Below are 17,555 nucleotides of genomic sequence, written 5' to 3'. Positions count from 1 at the left end.
TCAAGTCCCCACGCGATTGCATTGCGATAGTAAGAAAAATCGGCGCAATTCTAACAGTCCAGGCAAACGTTTGCGAGCCCATTCTGCAACAGAAAAAAGCGACCCTGAAAATCCTGAGAAAATCGCCGCCTGGCGCACAAACTTGAACCTGTTCACGAAAATGAAACCGGGTACATTCTTATTCTTGCAACCCCTTCGCTGAATGCACATCATCTCACTGAAACCGGTTTCTGTACTCTTTTTTGCCGATAATTAACGCTGAATGAGGGATATCGCATGTCAGGATTCAAAGAGGGTTTTCTGTGGGGCGGCGCGGTGGCGGCGCATCAACTTGAAGGCGGCTGGCAGGAGGGCGGGAAGGGCCCGAGCGTCGCAGACGTGATGACCGCAGGCGCGCACGGCGTCCCGCGCGAAATCACCGACGGCGTGCTGCCGGGCAAAAACTACCCCAACCATGAAGCCATCGATTTCTATCACCGGTACAAAGAAGATATCCAGCTGTTCGCGGAGATGGGCTTTAAATGCTTCCGCACCTCGATAGCCTGGACGCGTATTTTCCCTAAAGGTGACGAACAGCAGCCTAACGAAGCGGGTCTGCAGTTTTATGACGATCTCTTTGATGAGTGTCTGAAGCACGGCATCGAGCCGGTGATTACCCTCTCGCACTTCGAAATGCCTTATCACCTGGTAAGCGAATACGGCGGCTGGCGTAACCGCAAACTGATCGACTTCTTTGTGCGCTTTGCCAGCGTGGTGTTTAAGCGTTATCAGCACAAAGTGAAGTACTGGATGACCTTTAACGAGATCAACAACCAGGCCAACTTCCACGAAGATTTTGCTCCGTTCACTAACTCCGGCCTGCACTATCAGCCGGGCGAGGATCGCGAGCCGGTGATGTTCCAGGCGGCGCACTACGAGCTGGTGGCCAGCGCTCTGGCGGTAAAAGCCGGACGTGACATCAACCCGTCCCTGCGGATTGGCTGCATGATCGCCATGTGTCCTATTTACCCGCTAACCTGCGCCCCGGACGACATGATGATGGCGATGAACGCCATGCACCGCCGCTACTGGTTTACCGACGTGCACGTGCGCGGCGCCTATCCGCAGCATCTGCTCAACTACTTTACCCGCCGTGGTTTTGATCTTGATATCACCGAAGAGGATAAAGCCGCGCTGAAGCAGGGCTGCGTGGATTATATCGGCTTCAGCTACTACATGTCGTTTGCCACCAAAGCGACGGCGGATAATCCGCAGCTGGATTACGACGAGAGCAAAAGTCTGGTCTCCAACCCTTATGTGCAGAAATCGGACTGGGGCTGGCAGATTGACCCGGTGGGGCTGCGCTACTCCCTGAACTGGTTCTGGGATCACTACCAGCTGCCGCTGTTTATCGTCGAGAACGGTTTTGGCGCCATCGACGTGCTGGAGAGCGACGGCACGGTGAACGACCAGTACCGCATTGACTATCTCAGCGCCCATATCCGCGAGATGAAGAAAGCGGTGATGGAAGATGGCGTGGATCTGATGGGCTACACCCCGTGGGGCTGTATCGATTTGGTTTCTGCCGGCACCGGCGAAATGAAAAAACGCTATGGCTTTATCTACGTCGATAAAGATAACGAAGGCAACGGCACGCTGAATCGCAGCAAGAAAAAGTCGTTCGCCTGGTACCAGAAGGTGATCGCCAGCAACGGCGAGTCGCTTTAACTCCGCATTGCCGGGTGGCGGCTGCGCCTTACCCGGCCTACAAGCCCGTAGGCCCGCGCAAGCGCAGCGCCGCCGGGCATAAAATCCTCCGCTTCTCTCCAGAATGATTTGTCTGTTTTATAATCTGTAACGGCCTGTTAATCACTTTGCTTGATCAGCGTCAAGCAAGATGGGTATGGCGTAGTCCGCAAAAAGCGGTATAATCCGGCGATTTTTTTTGTGGCTGCCACCCGAAGGAGAAAGAGAATGAAGATTGTGGAAGTGAAACACCCACTCGTTAAACACAAGCTGGGCCTGATGCGTGAGCATGACATCAGCACTAAGCGCTTTCGTGAACTGGCCTCTGAAGTTGGCAGCTTACTGACCTATGAAGCAACCTCCGATCTGGAAACTGAAAAGGTGACCATTGAAGGCTGGAACGGCCCGGTACAGGTTGAGCAGATCAAAGGCAAAAAAATTACCGTTGTGCCAATCCTGCGTGCCGGTCTGGGCATGATGGAAGGCGTGCTGGAGCACGTTCCGAGCGCGCGTATCAGCGTGGTCGGCATCTACCGTAACGAAGAAACGCTGGAGCCCGTACCGTATTTCCAGAAGCTGGTTTCCAACATCGACGAGCGTATGGCGCTGGTTGTTGACCCGATGCTGGCGACAGGCGGTTCGATGATCGCCACTATCGACCTGCTGAAAAACGCCGGCTGCAGCAGCATCAAGGTGCTGGTACTGGTTGCCGCGCCGGAAGGTATCGCCGCGCTGGAAAAAGCGCACCCGGACGTTGAGCTGTATACCGCCTCTGTCGATCAGGGTCTGAACGAGCACGGGTATATCATCCCGGGCCTCGGCGATGCCGGCGATAAGATTTTTGGTACTAAGTAATCGCATAACGATAAAGAAGCCGACTTTGATAGTCGGCTTTTTTTTGAATAAAACACACACAACCAATAATACTCAGAGGAAAACACTATGACGCGCCGTGCTATCGGGGTGAGTGAAAGACCGCCGCTTTTACAGACAATCCCGCTTAGTTTGCAGCACCTGTTTGCAATGTTTGGCGCAACCGTGCTGGTGCCAATCCTGTTCCACATTAACCCGGCCACCGTGCTGCTGTTTAACGGCATCGGAACGCTGTTGTACCTCTTCATCTGTAAAGGGAAAATCCCGGCCTATCTGGGTTCCAGCTTTGCCTTTATCTCCCCGGTGCTGTTGCTGCTGCCGTTAGGCTACGAAGTGGCGTTGGGCGGCTTTATCATGTGCGGCGTGCTCTTCTGCCTGGTGGCTTTCATTGTGAAGAAAGCGGGTACCGGCTGGCTGGATGTGATGTTTCCGCCTGCGGCAATGGGCGCAATCGTTGCCGTCATCGGTCTTGAGTTAGCCGGTGTAGCGGCAAACATGGCGGGTCTGCTGCCAGCCGACGGTCAGTCACCGGATACCAAAACTATTATCATCTCGCTGGTAACGCTGGGCGTGACGGTCTTTGGCTCCGTACTGTTCCGCGGCTTTATGGCGATTATCCCGATCCTGATTGGGGTGCTGGCGGGCTATGCGCTCTCCTTCGCCATGGGTGTGGTCGATACTACTCCAATCGCCCAGGCCCACTGGTTCGCACTGCCAACTTTCTATACCCCGCGCTTTGAGTGGTTTGCCATCTTCACCATCCTGCCTGCAGCGCTGGTGGTGATTGCCGAGCATGTCGGCCACCTGGTGGTGACGGCGAACATCGTTAAGCGCGATCTGATCCGCGACCCGGGTCTGCACCGCTCGATGTTTGCTAACGGCTTCTCAACCATCATCTCCGGTTTCTTCGGCTCAACGCCAAACACCACCTACGGTGAGAACATCGGCGTGATGGCCATTACCCGCGTGTACAGCACCTGGGTAATCGGCGGGGCGGCGATTATCGCTATTCTGCTCTCCTGCGTCGGTAAACTGGCGGCCGCCATCCAGATCATCCCGGTGCCGGTGATGGGCGGCGTTTCGCTGCTGCTGTACGGGGTAATTGGTGCCTCCGGTATCCGCGTTCTGATCGAATCCAAAGTCGATTACAGCAAAGCGCAGAACCTGATCCTGACTTCGGTGATCCTGATTATTGGCGTCAGCGGTGCCATGGTACACATTGGCGCGGCCGAGCTGAAAGGCATGGCGCTGGCGACCATCGTCGGTATTGGCCTGGCCCTGATCTTCAAACTGATCTCCGTTCTGCGCCCGGAAGAAGTGGTTCTGGACGCTGAAGAGACAGAAAAAGTCTCCCATTGATCCTCCAGCCGGGCGGCCGATCCGCCCGGTTCTCTCCCCGCTTGTTCCGTGTTAAACTCTGGGCCGATTCCGAGTTAGACCTGGTTGAGGTATTTCTGAACGCACCGGCACAGCTCTCTTTGCCACTTTATCTTCCCGACGACGAAACTTTCGCGAGTTTCTGGCCGGGTGATAACCCCTCTTTACTGGCTGCACTGCAAAACGTGTTGCGCCAGGAGCACAGCGGTTACATCTATATCTGGTCACGCGAAGGCGCGGGGCGCAGCCATCTGCTGCACGCAGCCTGTGCCGAACTCTCCCAGCGCGGGGATGCGGTCGGCTATGTGCCGCTGGATAAACGCACCTGGTTTGTGCCGGAAGTGCTCGACGGGATGGAACAGCTGTCGCTGGTCTGCATCGACAATATCGAATGCGTGGCGGGGGATGAGCTGTGGGAAATGGCGATTTTTGATCTCTATAACCGCATTCTGGAGTCCGGGAAAACCCGGCTGCTGATCACCGGCGATCGCCCACCGCGTCAGCTGAATCTCGGGCTGGCCGATCTGGCTTCGCGTCTCGACTGGGGGCAAATCTACAAATTACAGCCGCTCTCTGACGAAGATAAACTGCAGGCTTTGCAGCTGCGGGCGCGGTTGCGGGGGTTTGAACTGCCGGAAGACGTGGGGCGTTTTCTGTTAAAGCGGCTGGATCGCGAGATGCGTACGCTGTTTATGACCCTCGATCAGCTGGATCGGGCATCTATCACCGCCCAGCGTAAGCTCACCATTCCTTTTGTGAAAGATATCCTCAATCTGTAGGCCCGGCGCACGCAGGCTTCCGGGCCATTTCATGCTTACTTCACAATCTCCAGCACCTGTTCAGGCGGACGACCAATACGCGCTTTGCCGTTTGCCACCACAATCGGGCGCTCGATCAGCTTCGGATTTTCCACCATCGCCTGAATTAATGCCTCTTCACCGAGCGCGCTGTCAGCCAGCCCCAGCTCTTTGTAAAGCTCCTCTTTCTGGCGCATTAACTCTCTGGCGCTGGACATGCCCAGCTGGCTTAACAGCGTGCGAAGGGTATCCGCATCCGGCGGCGTCTCCAGATAGAGCACTACCTGCGGCTCAATGCCGTTGGTTTTCAGCAGGGTCAGGGTTTCGCGGCTCTTGGAGCAGCGAGGGTTGTGGTAGATCGTAACCGCGTCAGACATCTTTTCTCCTTTTACATCTTTTCATACGGACGGTAGCGCTGCTGCAGCTGGCGCAGCTGATCGATGCGGGCATCGTAACGGGCCTGTTGCAGGCTGCCCAGTTTCACCTGCGAACTGGCGCTGCTCAGCAGGGAGATGGCCTGGTCCAGGCGTCCGGCCAGGGCATAGCCTTCGGCGCGGGCCGCCAGCTCCTGATCGCGATGGCCAAGCGCGGATTCCACCTGGGCCAGCAGATCCCAGCCGTTAGGGTCATCTTTGTTATTGAAGGTGTAGCGGTTGAGAATAGGAGCGGCTTCCTGCGGCTGTCCAGCCTGTAAGTAAGCATTCGCCAGGTTAAGTTGAAGAACCGGGTTGGTGCGCAATTCCCGGGCGCCTTTCAGACGGTTGATCGCATCCTGGCCTTTTTTCTGGCCTAAATCGATGTCGGTGGCCAGATCGAGATACCAGGCATTGTTCGACTCTGCGCTCAGCAGCGGCTGCAGGTTCTTGCGGGCCTCATCATAATTGCTGGCCTCCATCGCCTGTAACGCCCGGCCATACTGGGCCGCGCGTTGTTCGCGCACGTTGCCTTTGGCCAGCGCGTCCAGCAGATCGTTGGTCAGCTGGTTGCGCCCGGAATTGTACATACCGAGGGTTCTGACCTTCGCCATGTAGAAATTTTCCGAGGATTGCACCACCACCGGACGCATCTGGTTGGCGCGGTTGCGGGCATCCGAAAGACGGCTTTCCGGCAGCGGGTGCGTCAGCAAAATTTCCGGCGGGCGCGAAGAGTAGCGCGCCTGGTCGAGTAATTTTTCGAGGAAGCCCGGCATCGCCTGCGGGTCGAACCCGGAGCGCTGCAGCACCTGAATCCCGATGCGGTCGGCTTCCTGTTCGTTCTGCTGGGTAAAGCTGATCATCCCCTGGCGCGTGCCCGCCAGCGTACCGGTCAGCGCCGCCATGCCCGCCTGCGGGCTGGCCATCGCCAGCAGAATAGAGCCCAGGGCGCCTACCCAGGTTAGCGGGGCGCTGCGCTTTTGATCTTCCATCGCGCGCGCCAGATGGCGCTGGGTGACGTGAGAAATTTCGTGCGCCATGACCGAGGCCAGCTGGCTTTCGTTATCGGCATAGCGGAATAACGCCGAGTGCAGCACCACATTGCCGCCGAAGAAGGCAAAGGCGTTGATCTCATCGTTATTGATTAAAAAGAAGTGGAAAGGGGTCTTCACCGAATCCGCATGGGAGACCAGACGCATCCCCAGGGAGTTGATGTACTGCACCAGCAGCGGATCGTTAATCAGCGGCGCACTGCCGCGCAGCTGGCGCACATAGTAGTCGCCCATTTGCATCTCCTGACCAATGGAGAGCGTGCTGCCTGCCGAGGTGCCCATGTCAGGCAATGATTCTGCAGAGTCAGCGAACGCTGGCATCATCTGGCCGGCGGTCAGCGCAGCAATGAGCGTCGCAACCAACGTTTTTTTCAACTGCCTGAACATAACTTCTGTCCTGTCTGGTAGGTGTGCTAATTTGACCGAATAACCCGCATATCGTTCACCTGCGGCTGCTCTGGGAGTGTAGCCGCGTCAGGGCGATAAGAAAATCCCTCTTTTCAGGCTTTTGCGTTTTGTGACAGAGCCAGAAAAAGCGAAAGTCTTTTCATTGACTCTCCGATACAATTCACCCTTTACGTCCAGCCATCATCTTCAGGGAAGGGTTGTATGCTCGAGTTATTAATGCAGTGGTACCGCCGACGCTTTAGCGATCCCGAGGCCATTGCTTTACTGGTTATTCTGGTTGCCGGATTTGGCATCCTCTTCTTCTTTAGCGGGCTGCTGGCCCCGCTGCTGGTAGCGATTGTGCTCGCCTATCTGCTGGAGTGGCCGACGGTCCGGCTGGAAAACATCGGCTGTTCCCGTCGCTGGGCCAGCATCATCGTGCTGGTCTTTTTTGTCGGTATCCTGCTGGTGATGTCCTTTGTGGTGCTGCCGATCGCCTGGCAGCAGGGGATCTACCTGATTCGCGATATGCCCGGCATGCTCACCAAGCTCTCTGATTTTGCCGCCACTCTGCCGCGTCGTTATCCGGCCCTGATGGATGCGGGCATTATTGATGCGATGGCTGAAAATATGCGTACCCGCATCATGACGATGGGGGACACGGTGGTGAAATTCTCCCTCGCGTCGCTGGTGGGCCTGCTGACGCTGGCGGTCTATCTGGTGCTGGTGCCGCTGATGGTCTTCTTCCTGGTGAAAGACAAAGAGCAGATGCTGAACGCGGTGCGCCGCGTGCTGCCGCGTAACCGTGGCCTGGCAGGGCAGGTATGGAAGGAGATGAACCAGCAGATCACGAATTACATTCGTGGCAAAGTGCTGGAGATGATCGTCGTCGGCATCGCCACCTGGATTGGCTTCTTTATCTTCGGTCTGAACTATTCTCTGCTGCTGGCGGTACTGGTGGGCTTCTCGGTGCTGATCCCCTACATCGGGGCCTTTGTAGTCACTATTCCGGTGGTGTGCGTGGCGCTGTTCCAGTTTGGTCTGGGCACCGAGTTCTGGAGCTGTTTCGTCGTCTATCTGATTATTCAGGGGCTGGACGGTAACCTGCTGGTGCCGGTGCTGTTCTCGGAGGCGGTGAACCTGCACCCGATCGTCATTATTCTGTCGGTGGTAATTTTTGGCGGACTATGGGGATTCTGGGGGGGTGTTCTTTGCGATCCCGCTGGCAACGCTGATTAAAGCGGTGGTGCATGCCTGGCCGGATGTTCCGGCGGTTGAGGAGTAATCTGTTGCCCGGCGGCGCTAGCGCTTGCACGGGCCTACGGGTTTTGTGCGGGCTGATGCCCTCACCCCAACCCTCTCCCACGGGGAGAGGGCGCAAACACTAAAAACGGCAACTCAGGTTGCCGTTTTGCGTTTACCTTCAGGCGTTCTCTTTCACCCAGTTCAATACCACATCGTGGTGATTGCTGGTTTTAAAGTCATCAAACACATGTTCAACCTTACCTTCGGCATCGATCAGGAAACTGATGCGGTGGATACCGTCGTAGGTTTTGCCCATAAAGGTTTTTTCACCCCAGATGCCAAACTCGCTGCAGACCTGATGGTCTTCGTCGGAGAGCAGCGTGAAGTTCAGTAACTCTTTTTCAGCAAAACGAGACAGCTTTTCAGGCTTATCGGTACTGATACCCAGCACTTCTACGCCCGCATTTTTCAACTCGTCCATGTTGTCGCGTAGACCGCATGCTTGTACGGTACAGCCTGGCGTCATGGCTTTCGGGTAGAAATAGACCAGAACACGCTGTCCCTGGAAGTCGGTTAAATTTACTTGCTCACCGTCTTGATCGGGCAAGCTAAATTTCGGTGCGATGTCACCGGCTTTCAGTGGATTCATTACTCAACTCCGTCTTGTTCATGCTGGGAATAATTGACGACGTTTATACTGCCTTGCGCATTTAATTCTGTACAGAGGGCTTTGAACGCTTGCTCGATATTTGACGCATCCTGAGAGGCCGGGCTGTGCGCGGTGATCTGGATAAACAGTTTAGGGATAGTGTCGCCTTCACCCGGCTGGGTACGGGAGACCAGCTCGGCAATGTTCATCTGATGGCTGTCAAACAGGGCGGTAAAGCGTTCGATTAAGTGCGGGGAGTCAGTCACTTCCACCTGGACCCAGACGGTGGCCGGCAGGGCCGGTTGCGGGCGCGCAGTGGTGCGCTTCATCACGATCAGCAGATCCAGCTCTGCGCCTTTTAACGGCAGGGTCGATTCAATTAAGGTGATCGCATTCCACGACCCGGAAAGCAGCATGATGAAGGTGAACTCTTCTCCCAGCATCGCCAGGCGGCTGTCTTCGATGTTGCAGCCGCAGCTACTGACGTGGCGAGTGATGGTGTTCACGATCCCCGGCCTGTCGGCACCCAGCGCAGTGATAACCAGGTAATGTTGTGATGAGGTTGTCAAACCTGTTCTTCCTTTGCGTGGTTTAGTCTTTCTAAGGAAAGCATAAAAAAAACCGGCATACAATAACCTGGAGGCCTCATGTCCCTTGCTTTTATTACAGCACCAAACGTACCATTGAGAATCTTGTACGCACAGAGGATGGCCCATGTTCACGGGAAGTATTGTCGCGCTTGTAACACCGATGGATGAGAAAGGTAATGTCTGCCGGTCAAGCCTGAAGAAACTGATTGATTATCATGTCGCCAGCGGAACCTCGGCGATTGTTTCGGTAGGGACTACCGGTGAATCTGCTACGCTGAGCCATGAAGAGCATGGTGAAGTGGTCATGATGACCCTCGAACTGGCGGACGGGCGTATCCCGGTTATCGCCGGTACGGGTGCCAATGCGACCGCGGAAGCCATCAGTCTGACCCAGCGTTTTAACGATAGCGGTGTCGTGGGTTGCCTGACGGTAACGCCGTACTACAACCGTCCGACCCAGGAAGGTCTGTTCCAGCATTTCAAAGCCATCGCTGAACATACTGACTTGCCACAAATCCTGTATAATGTGCCGTCGCGTACTGGCTGCGATATGCTGCCAGAAACGGTTGGCCGTCTCGCGAAAGTAAAAAATATTATCGGTATTAAAGAGGCGACCGGGAACTTAAGCCGTGTTCACCAGATCAAAGAGCTGGTTTCAGACGACTTTATTCTGCTGAGCGGTGATGATGCGACCTCGCTGGACTTCATGCAGCTCGGCGGCCACGGCGTAATTTCCGTGACCTCCAACGTTGCAGCCCGCGATATGGCTGAAATGTGTAAACTGGCTGCTGCCGGTCATTACCAGGAAGCTCGCGTGATTAACCAGCGTCTGATGCCGCTGCACAACAAATTATTTGTCGAACCCAATCCGATCCCAGTGAAATGGGCATGTAAGGAGTTGGGACTTGTAGCGACCGATACGCTGCGTCTGCCGATGACCCCGATTACCGACCACGGTCGCGAAACGGTCACCAGCGCGCTGAAGCATGCCGGTCTGCTGTAAAGTTTAGGGAGATTTGATGGCTTACTCAGTACAGAAGTCGCGCCTGGCGAAGGTTGCGGGTGTTTCGCTTGTTATGCTGCTCGCAGCCTGTAGCTCAGATTCACGCTACAAGCGCCAGGTGAGCGGTGACGAATCCTATCTGGATGCTGCGCCGCTTGCTGAACTTCATGCGCCCGCTGGCATGATCCTGCCGATTCAGAATGGCGACTACAACATTCCGGTCACCAACGGGAGCGGCGCGGTAGGCAAAGCGCTTGATATTCGTCCGCCAGCCCAGCCTCTGGCGCTGGTAAGCGGGGCGCGTACTCAGTTCACCGGCGATACCGCGACGCTGCAGGTTGAGAGCGCGCGTAATGCCACGCTGTGGCCGCAGGTGGTCAGCGTGATCCAGTCGAAGAACTACACAATCACGCAACGCGATGACGCCAGCCAGACGCTGTCGACAGACTGGATCGAATGGACCCGTCTGGATGAAGATCAACAGTACCGTGGACGTTATCAAGTCTCTGTTAAACCTCAGGGTTATCAGCAGGCGGTCGTGGTTAAGCTGCTGAACCTGGAGCAGGCAGGCAAGCCGGTCTCAGATGCGGCTTCCATGCAGCGCTACAGCACCGAGATGCTTAACACCATCGCTGCGGGCCTCGACAAAAACGCAACCGATGCTGCCAATGCTGCCCAGAGCCGCAATGGCGCAACCTTCGACGTGCAGAGCGCTGCCGACGAAACCGGTCTGCCAATGCTGGTCGTGCGCGGTCCGTTCAACCAGGTCTGGCAGCGTCTGCCTGCAACCCTTGAGCGCGTTGGCATGAAAGTGACCGACAGCACCCGTTCAACCGGTAGTATGGCGGTGACCTATAAACCGCTGTCTGACAGCAGCTGGGAAGAGCTGGGCGCACGCGATCCGGGTCTGTCATCTGGCGACTACAAGCTTCAGGTCGGCGATCTGGACAACCGTAGCAGCCTGCAGTTCATCGATCCGAAAGGTCACACCCTGACCCAGTCGCAGAACGATGCGCTGGTCGCTGTTTTCCAGGCGGCATTCAGCAAATAAAATTGAGGGCTGGTGAATCCAGCCCTTTTTATTTTCGTGCTACGCAAACGTGTGCGTGGCATAATATCGCCAGTTTTGTACAAAAATCATCACACCAGGAGTAATGAAGATGCAGAAGCAAGCTGAGTTGTATCGTGGCAAAGCGAAAACCGTATACAGCACGGAAAACCCGGATCTGTTGGTGCTCGAGTTCCGCAATGATACGTCAGCAGGAGATGGCGCGCGCATTGAACAGTTCGATCGTAAAGGGATGGTGAACAACAAGTTCAACCACTTCATTATGAGCAAGCTGGAAGAAGCGGGTATCCCGACGCAGATGGAAGCGTTGCTGTCCGACACCGAATGTCTGGTGAAAAAGCTGGATATGGTACCGGTTGAATGTGTCGTCCGTAACCGCGCCGCAGGCTCTCTGGTGAAGCGTCTGGGTATTGAAGAGGGCATCGAACTCAGCCCGCCGCTGTTCGACCTGTTCCTGAAAAACGACGCCATGCACGATCCGATGGTCAACGAATCTTACTGCGAAACCTTCGGCTGGGTGAGCAAAGAGAACCTGGCGCGCATGCAGGAGCTGACTTTTAAAGCGAACGACGTGCTGAAAAAGCTGTTTGATGATGCGGGTCTGATCCTGGTCGACTTCAAACTGGAATTCGGATTGTATAAAGGTGAGGTGGTTCTGGGTGATGAATTCTCCCCGGACGGCAGCCGCCTGTGGGATAAAGAGACGCTGGATAAAATGGACAAAGACCGCTTCCGCCAAAGCCTGGGCGGCGTGATCGAAGCGTACGAAGCCGTTGCCCACCGTCTGGGCGTTAAACTCGACTAATCCCGCCTTATCGCCAGGGGAACGGCCGTTCCTCTGGCATCTCACCCTTGTTTGCAGTGGTAATCTTGCCCCGAACCGCCTACGATCATATTTATTATTATGATGATATTTTCGAGGTGGTTATGCGCTGGCAAGGGCGTCGTGAAAGTGACAATGTGGATGACAGACGTAGCAGCGGGGGCCCGTCAATGGGCGGTCCGGGTTTTCGGTTGCCGGGAGGCAAGGGCGGCATCATTATTCTGCTGGTGGTTGTGGTGGCGGGCTACTACGGCGTCGACCTGAGCGGGTTGCTGACCGGGCAACCGGTGCAGCAGCAGCAGTATCAGTCGCCGCGCTCCATCAGTCCGAACGAAGATGAAGCCGCGAAGTTTACCTCGGTGATCCTCGCCACGACGGAAGATACCTGGGGCCAGCTGTTCGATAAAATGGGCCGGACCTACCAGCAGCCGAAGCTGGTGATGTACCGCGGTGCCACGCGTACCGGCTGCGGGACCGGACAATCGGTGATGGGGCCGTTCTACTGTCCTGCCGATTCTACCGTCTATATCGATCTCTCCTTCTACGATGACATGAAACGTAAGCTGGGCGCCGATGGCGACTTTGCCCAGGGCTACGTCATTGCCCATGAAGTGGGCCATCACGTGCAGAAACTGCTCGGTATCGAACCGAAAGTGCGTCAGCTGCAGCAGAACGCCAGCGAGAAAGAGGTCAATGCGCTGTCGGTGCGTATGGAGCTGCAGGCCGACTGCTTTGCCGGCGTCTGGGGCCACAATATGCAGCAGGAAGGGGTGCTGGAAGCGGGCGATCTGGAAGAGGCCCTTAATGCTGCTAACGCCATTGGCGATGACCGTTTGCAACAGCAAAGCCAGGGCCACGTCGTACCGGACAGCTTTACACACGGGACTTCGGAACAGCGCTACAGCTGGTTCAAAAAAGGTTTTGACGGCGGCGATCCGGCACAATGCAACACCTTCGGTAAGGCCATGTAATTCTCGATGTCAGGGATGAATTTATCAGGATTGTCTGAACAACTGGCGCGGGAAGGGCACCGGCGGCTGCTGGTGCTGAGCGGGGACGAGACCTGGACGCAGCAGCAGGCGCTGCTGCTGAAAGAACACTGTCCCGGCGACTGGCTGTGGATTGGCGATGATGCCCCCCAGCTCCCGTCATGTTCACCCCAGGCGCTGAACCAGCTCCTGGGCCGCGAGTTTCTCCACGCCATCTTCGATGCCCGCTACGGCTTTGACGTCTCGGCCTTTGCGGCTGCGAGTGGCACCTTGCGGGCCGGGAGTATACTGGTGTTACTCACGCCCGCTCTGGCGCAGTGGCCGCAGCAAGCCGACCGGGATTCGCTGCGCTGGAGCGACCGGCCAGAACCGATCCCTACACCACGCTTTATTGAACATTTCTGCCGCCATATCACGCGCGATCCGCAGGTCATACGCTGGCAGCAGGGCGCGCCATTTCCCCTTTTGCACCCTGTATCTGCGCCCGACTGGCACCCTGCCAGCGGGGAGCCGCAGCGCGAGCAGGCCGCGCTCCTCGACCAGCTGACAACGATGCCCGCAGGCGTCGCTGCCGTGACCGCAGCGCGCGGGCGCGGAAAGTCAGCGCTGGCGGGCATGCTGCTGCAACGTATTGCAGGCCGCGCCATTGTGACGGCCCCCGCCAGAGCGGCGACGGAAGTCATCGCCCGTTTCGGTGGCGACCGCTATCACTTTATGGCCCCTGACGCGCTGCTGGTCTCGGACGAGCGTGCCGACTGGCTGATCGTCGATGAGGCAGCAGCGATCCCCGGCCCGCTGCTGGCGCGGCTGGTGACGCGCTTCCCCCCGGGTGCTGCTGACCACCACGGTGCAGGGCTATGAGGGCACCGGCAGAGGATTCCTGCTGAAATTCTGCGCCCGTTTTGCCGGGCTGCGTTACTTCACCCTGAGCGAGCCGGTGCGCTGGGCGGCGGGCTGCCCGCTGGAGCGCATCATCGCCGAGGTGCTGCTGTTTGATGACGAACCTGACGAGCGCCTCCCTCAGGGGAAGATCGTCTGTACACCGCTGGAGCAGGAGGCCTGGAGCCGCAACCCTGAAACCCCGGCGGCGGTCTACAAACTGCTCTGCGCCGCCCACTACCGGACCTCACCCCTCGACCTGCGGCGCATGATGGACGCCCCCGGGCAGCATTTTGCCGTTGCCCGTACGGACGATGCCGTCTGCGGCGCGCTGTGGCTGGTGGAGGAGGGCGGTCTGAGCCCAGCGCTCAGCCAGGCGGTATGGGCGGGCTACCGTCGTCCGCGCGGCAATCTGGTGGCGCAGTCGCTGGCGGCTCACGGCGGCTCACCGCTGGCCGCCACCCTTACCGCCCGGCGGGTGACGCGCGTTGCCGTCCATCCCGCCCGCCAGCGCGAAGGCATTGGCAGGGCGCTGGTTGCCAATGCCCGCCAGCAGGTCAATATCGACTACCTTTCCGTCAGCTTCGGCTACACCGACGAACTCTGGCGCTTCTGGCAGCGCTGTGGCTTTGTGCTGGTGCGCATGGGCAGCCATCGCGAGGCCAGCAGCGGCTGCTACACGGCGATGGCGATGCTGCCGCTCAGCGCGGCGGGAGAGGCGCTGTGCCAGCGTGAGCATCAGCGCCTCTGTCGCGATGCGGCGGTGATTGAACGCTGGAACGGTGAAAAGATCCCGGTGGCCCCCACAGGTGAGGCTACCCTTAATGATGATGACTGGCTGGATCTGGCCGGGTTTGCTTTTGCCCACCGCCCCTTAACGGCGGCGGTGGCCAGTCTGACGCGGCTGTTGCAGGCGACGAATCTGCCGCTAACAGGACTGCGGGGCAAAGTTGAGCAGGGGCTGGATGATAACGTCCTGAGCCGTGCGTTGGGTCTCAGCGGACGTAAAGCCCTGCTGAGCCATCTGCGCACCGAGACGGACCAGGCGCTGGCGCAGCTGGACAGCGAACATTGCCAGAGGCTGAAGCACACCGTTTTGCAATGGCAATTTTTTCAATGACTTCATCAGTAAACTGGCATGTTCATTCTGCCTGTCAGGCGTAGAATCCCGCTTATCAATCAAGGAGACTGCCATGAAACATGACCATTTTGTTGTCCAGAGCCCCGTTCATCCGGCTAAACAGCTGCTGCTGCTGTTTCATGGCGTCGGCGATAACCCGGTCAATATGGGGCAGATTGGCAGCTGGTTTGCGCCGCTGTTTCCCGATGCGCTGGTGGTGAGCGTGGGCGGCGTTGAGCCCTGCGGTCCGAATGGCCGCCAGTGGTTCTCGGTGCAGGGCGTGACCGAAGAGAACCGTCAGGAACGCGTGGATGCAATCATGCCGACCTTTGTCGACACGGTGCGTTACTGGCAGCAGCAAAGCGGTGTTGGCGCCAATGCGACTGCGCTGATCGGCTTTTCTCAGGGCGCGATCATGGCGCTGGAGAGCGTGAAGGCTGAGCCGGGGTTAGCCTCGCGGGTGATTGCGTTTAATGGCCGCTATGCGACCTTGCCTGAGCGGGCGACGACCGAGACCACTATCCACCTGATCCACGGCGGGGAAGATCATGTGATTGAGCTGTCCCATGCTGTTGCCGGACAGGAAGCGCTGATCCGCGCGGGCAGCGATGTGACGCTGGATATTGTCGACGATCTGGGACACGCCATTGACGATCGCAGTATGCAGTTCGCGCTGGATCACCTGCGTTTTACCGTGCCGAAGCACTACTTTGATGAAGCATTGAGCGGCGGCAAGCCGAACGACGACGATATTGTTGAGTTTTTCTGAGGGGGGGCTCTTCGTTCCACCAGGAAGAATTTTCGGTTATTTCTTTGTACTTGAAGCAATAAAATAATTCAGGTGAATGATTAACTGACAGCGATTCCCTGGTCCGGCTGAAAATCGCCGAAGCGTTTCCGGAAGGCCGGGGCGAGGCGCAGGGACGCGCCGAGAGGGCATAGCCTGCAAGGATGCAGGCTGGTGCCCGACCCGAAAGCCTGAAGGAATAAGCTGAGGGCACCGCAAAGCGGCGATTTTCTTGCCGGTAGCCCGGGTTGCCAGGGTGGTGGCGATTGAGCCACCCTGGCACGTTCACCGGTTCCGTTGTAACCGAGAAGCACGGCTCTGGAAGTGAACGGAATTACCACCAGTGCGGTATGTTCCCCCCTCACCCCAGCCCTCTTCCTCAAGGGAGAGGGAGAATCCGTAACATAGACAGAGGTTAAACCATTACTTCTTCTGGTCCTTCTTCGGCCAGTCGTCTTCATCGTCCCACTTGTCGTTGAAGTCACGATGTGGAGGGAGTTCAGGTTTGTTGGCGAGGAATTTCTTATGGTCAACGCGCTTGAGATCCTTGATCACGTTCAGCAGCACGCCTACCAGAAACACCAGTACCAGGATCCACCAATATTTAGCCAGCCAGTCCATTTGCTTATCCTTCTTTGGGGCAACCGTCAGGCGACGAGCTGCTCCATGATACGTTGATACATACGGGCCAGCAGTTGCAAATCAGCTGCATTCACGCATTCATTGATTTTATGAATCGTGGCATTCACTGGCCCAAGTTCCACCACCTGCGCACCCATACGGGCAATAAAGCGTCCGTCGGATGTGCCGCCCGTGGTCAGCAGTTGCGGTTTAATTTCATTATAGTGCGCGATAGCGTTAACTACCGCATCCACCAGCTTACCGCGCCCGGTCAGGAACGGCTGGCCGGAAATCCACCAGTCAACGCTGTAGCGCAGCTGGTGTTTCTCCAGCAGCGCCGCGACGCGGGCTTTGATCATTTCGTCGGTCAGCTCGGTGCTGAAGCGGAAGTTGAACTGCACAAACAGATCGCCCGGGATGACGTTGTTGCTGCCGGTGCCGGCCTGGATATTGGCAATCTGCATGCTGGTTGGCGGGAAATAGTCGTTGCCCTTGTCCCACTCGATCCCCACCAGCTCGTTGAGCATCGGCGCGGCGCGGTGCACCGGATTATCAGCCAGATGCGGATAAGCTACGTGACCCTGGACGCCATGAATGGTCAGGTTACAGGTCATGGAGCCGCGACGGCCATTTTTGACCACGTCACCCACCACCTCGGTACTGGACGGTTCGCCCACCAGGCAGTAATCCAGGCGTTCGTTACGCGCCATCAGCGTTTCTACTACCTTCACGGTGCCGTTTTTGGCGCTGGCCTCTTCGTCGGAGGTGATCAAAAACGCCAGGCGGCCTTTATGGTTAGGGTATTGCGCCACGAAACGTTCAGCGGCAACCACCATTGCTGCCAGAGAACCTTTCATGTCCGCCGCGCCGCGACCAAACAGCATGCCGTCGCGGATCGTCGGTTCGAAAGGAGGATTGATCCAGCGGTCAGCGTCACCGGCTGGCACCACATCAGTATGTCCGGCAAACGCCAGCGTTTCGCCCTGACCACGCCAGGCCCAGAAATTTTGCGTATCGCCAAAATCCATAGGTTCGACGGTAAAACCAATCGCCCGCAGGCGTTCGATCATCAGCGCCTGACAACCCGCATCGTCCGGGCTCAGGGAGGGGCGGCGAATAAGCTGCTGAGTCAGCTCAATGACCGGGCATGACATAG

General features: G+C 57.2%; 15 protein-coding genes and 2 pseudogenes. 11 read left to right on the top strand and 6 right to left on the bottom strand.

The features are described from left to right. Positions 1–276 precede the first annotated feature (276 nt). The 4 genes from AAHB66_RS16870 to AAHB66_RS16855 all read left to right on the top strand — a co-directional run bounded on the left by AAHB66_RS16870 (position 277) and on the right by AAHB66_RS16855 (position 4,754). Positions 277–1,707: a 6-phospho-beta-glucosidase gene (locus tag AAHB66_RS16870; RefSeq protein ID WP_347113702.1), complete on the top strand. Its 1,431-nt coding sequence runs from the start codon at positions 277–279 to the stop codon at positions 1,705–1,707. 246 nt (positions 1,708–1,953) lie between these two features. Continuing rightward, the gene (upp, locus tag AAHB66_RS16865) at positions 1,954–2,580 is read left to right on the top strand and encodes a uracil phosphoribosyltransferase (RefSeq protein WP_154128364.1); all 627 of its coding nucleotides are present in this window, start codon (positions 1,954–1,956) and stop codon (positions 2,578–2,580) included. An 87-nt stretch (positions 2,581–2,667) separates the two neighbouring features. Next, positions 2,668–3,957 (top strand): uracil permease, encoded by a 1,290-nt coding sequence (gene uraA, locus AAHB66_RS16860; RefSeq protein WP_347113701.1) that lies wholly within the window; start codon positions 2,668–2,670, stop codon positions 3,955–3,957. 95 nt (positions 3,958–4,052) lie between these two features. After that, on the top strand, positions 4,053–4,754 hold the full coding sequence (locus AAHB66_RS16855) for a DnaA inactivator Hda (RefSeq protein ID WP_337016545.1): 702 nt from the start codon (positions 4,053–4,055) through the stop codon (positions 4,752–4,754). 35 nt (positions 4,755–4,789) lie between these two features. Here AAHB66_RS16855 and arsC read toward each other — a convergent pair whose 3' ends face one another. Continuing rightward, positions 4,790–5,149: an arsenate reductase (glutaredoxin) gene (gene arsC, locus AAHB66_RS16850; RefSeq protein WP_347113700.1), complete on the bottom strand. Its 360-nt coding sequence runs from the start codon at positions 5,147–5,149 to the stop codon at positions 4,790–4,792. Positions 5,150–5,160: 11 nt separating this feature from the next. Then, positions 5,161–6,624, bottom strand: coding sequence for a beta-barrel assembly-enhancing protease (bepA, locus tag AAHB66_RS16845; RefSeq protein ID WP_347113699.1), 1,464 nt, complete (start codon positions 6,622–6,624; stop codon positions 5,161–5,163). Positions 6,625–6,846: 222 nt separating this feature from the next. On the opposite strand from bepA, the pseudogene AAHB66_RS16840 reads away from it, so the two are divergent. Further along, positions 6,847–7,909: pseudogene (locus AAHB66_RS16840) on the top strand (AI-2E family transporter). Positions 7,910–8,047: 138 nt separating this feature from the next. On the opposite strand, the gene bcp reads toward AAHB66_RS16840, so the two are convergent. Beyond that, complete coding sequence (gene bcp / locus AAHB66_RS16835) at positions 8,048–8,518, bottom strand: thioredoxin-dependent thiol peroxidase (RefSeq protein ID WP_142486666.1); 471 nt, start codon at positions 8,516–8,518, stop codon at positions 8,048–8,050. Further along, positions 8,518–9,087, bottom strand: a complete 570-nt coding sequence (locus AAHB66_RS16830; protein ID WP_032613050.1) for a glycine cleavage system transcriptional repressor — start codon at positions 9,085–9,087, stop codon at positions 8,518–8,520. The genes bcp and AAHB66_RS16830 overlap by 1 nt, the downstream gene beginning before the upstream one ends. Positions 9,088–9,232: 145 nt before the next feature. Between AAHB66_RS16830 and dapA the strand changes: the two genes are divergently transcribed. The 6 genes and pseudogenes from dapA (at position 9,233) to ypfH (ending at position 15,760) form a co-directional block, all read left to right on the top strand. Further along, positions 9,233–10,111 (top strand): 4-hydroxy-tetrahydrodipicolinate synthase, encoded by an 879-nt coding sequence (dapA, locus tag AAHB66_RS16825; RefSeq protein WP_142486664.1) that lies wholly within the window; start codon positions 9,233–9,235, stop codon positions 10,109–10,111. A gap of 16 nt (positions 10,112–10,127) precedes the next feature. After that, positions 10,128–11,162: an outer membrane protein assembly factor BamC gene (gene bamC / locus AAHB66_RS16820; RefSeq protein WP_347113696.1), complete on the top strand. Its 1,035-nt coding sequence runs from the start codon at positions 10,128–10,130 to the stop codon at positions 11,160–11,162. A 109-nt stretch (positions 11,163–11,271) separates the two neighbouring features. Beyond that, a complete protein-coding gene (gene purC / locus AAHB66_RS16815; protein ID WP_333855564.1) occupies positions 11,272–11,985 on the top strand; it encodes a phosphoribosylaminoimidazolesuccinocarboxamide synthase in 714 nt (237 codons plus the stop codon). 122 nt (positions 11,986–12,107) lie between these two features. After that, positions 12,108–12,974 (top strand): neutral zinc metallopeptidase, encoded by an 867-nt coding sequence (locus AAHB66_RS16810; protein ID WP_347113694.1) that lies wholly within the window; start codon positions 12,108–12,110, stop codon positions 12,972–12,974. Positions 12,975–12,980: 6 nt separating this feature from the next. Beyond that, a pseudogene (locus AAHB66_RS16805) lies at positions 12,981–14,991 on the top strand (GNAT family N-acetyltransferase). Positions 14,992–15,064: 73 nt separating this feature from the next. Beyond that, positions 15,065–15,760 carry an esterase gene (gene ypfH, locus AAHB66_RS16800; protein ID WP_347113692.1) on the top strand — a complete coding sequence of 232 codons (696 nt, stop codon included), beginning with the start codon at positions 15,065–15,067 and terminating at the stop codon, positions 15,758–15,760. A gap of 441 nt (positions 15,761–16,201) precedes the next feature. Here ypfH and AAHB66_RS16795 read toward each other — a convergent pair whose 3' ends face one another. Further along, on the bottom strand, positions 16,202–16,399 hold the full coding sequence (locus AAHB66_RS16795) for a YpfN family protein (RefSeq protein ID WP_039029679.1): 198 nt from the start codon (positions 16,397–16,399) through the stop codon (positions 16,202–16,204). Between the two features lie 26 nt (positions 16,400–16,425). Then, on the bottom strand, positions 16,426–17,553 hold the full coding sequence (dapE, locus tag AAHB66_RS16790; RefSeq protein ID WP_142486658.1) for a succinyl-diaminopimelate desuccinylase: 1,128 nt from the start codon (positions 17,551–17,553) through the stop codon (positions 16,426–16,428). Positions 17,554–17,555: the final 2 nt, after the last annotated feature.

Source organism: Leclercia sp. S52 (genome assembly GCF_039727615.1).
Classification (GTDB): Bacteria; Pseudomonadota; Gammaproteobacteria; order Enterobacterales; family Enterobacteriaceae; genus Enterobacter; species Enterobacter adecarboxylatus_B.
Note: the sequence above shows the minus strand (reverse complement) of the source record. Positions and strands in the feature narration are given on the sequence as shown.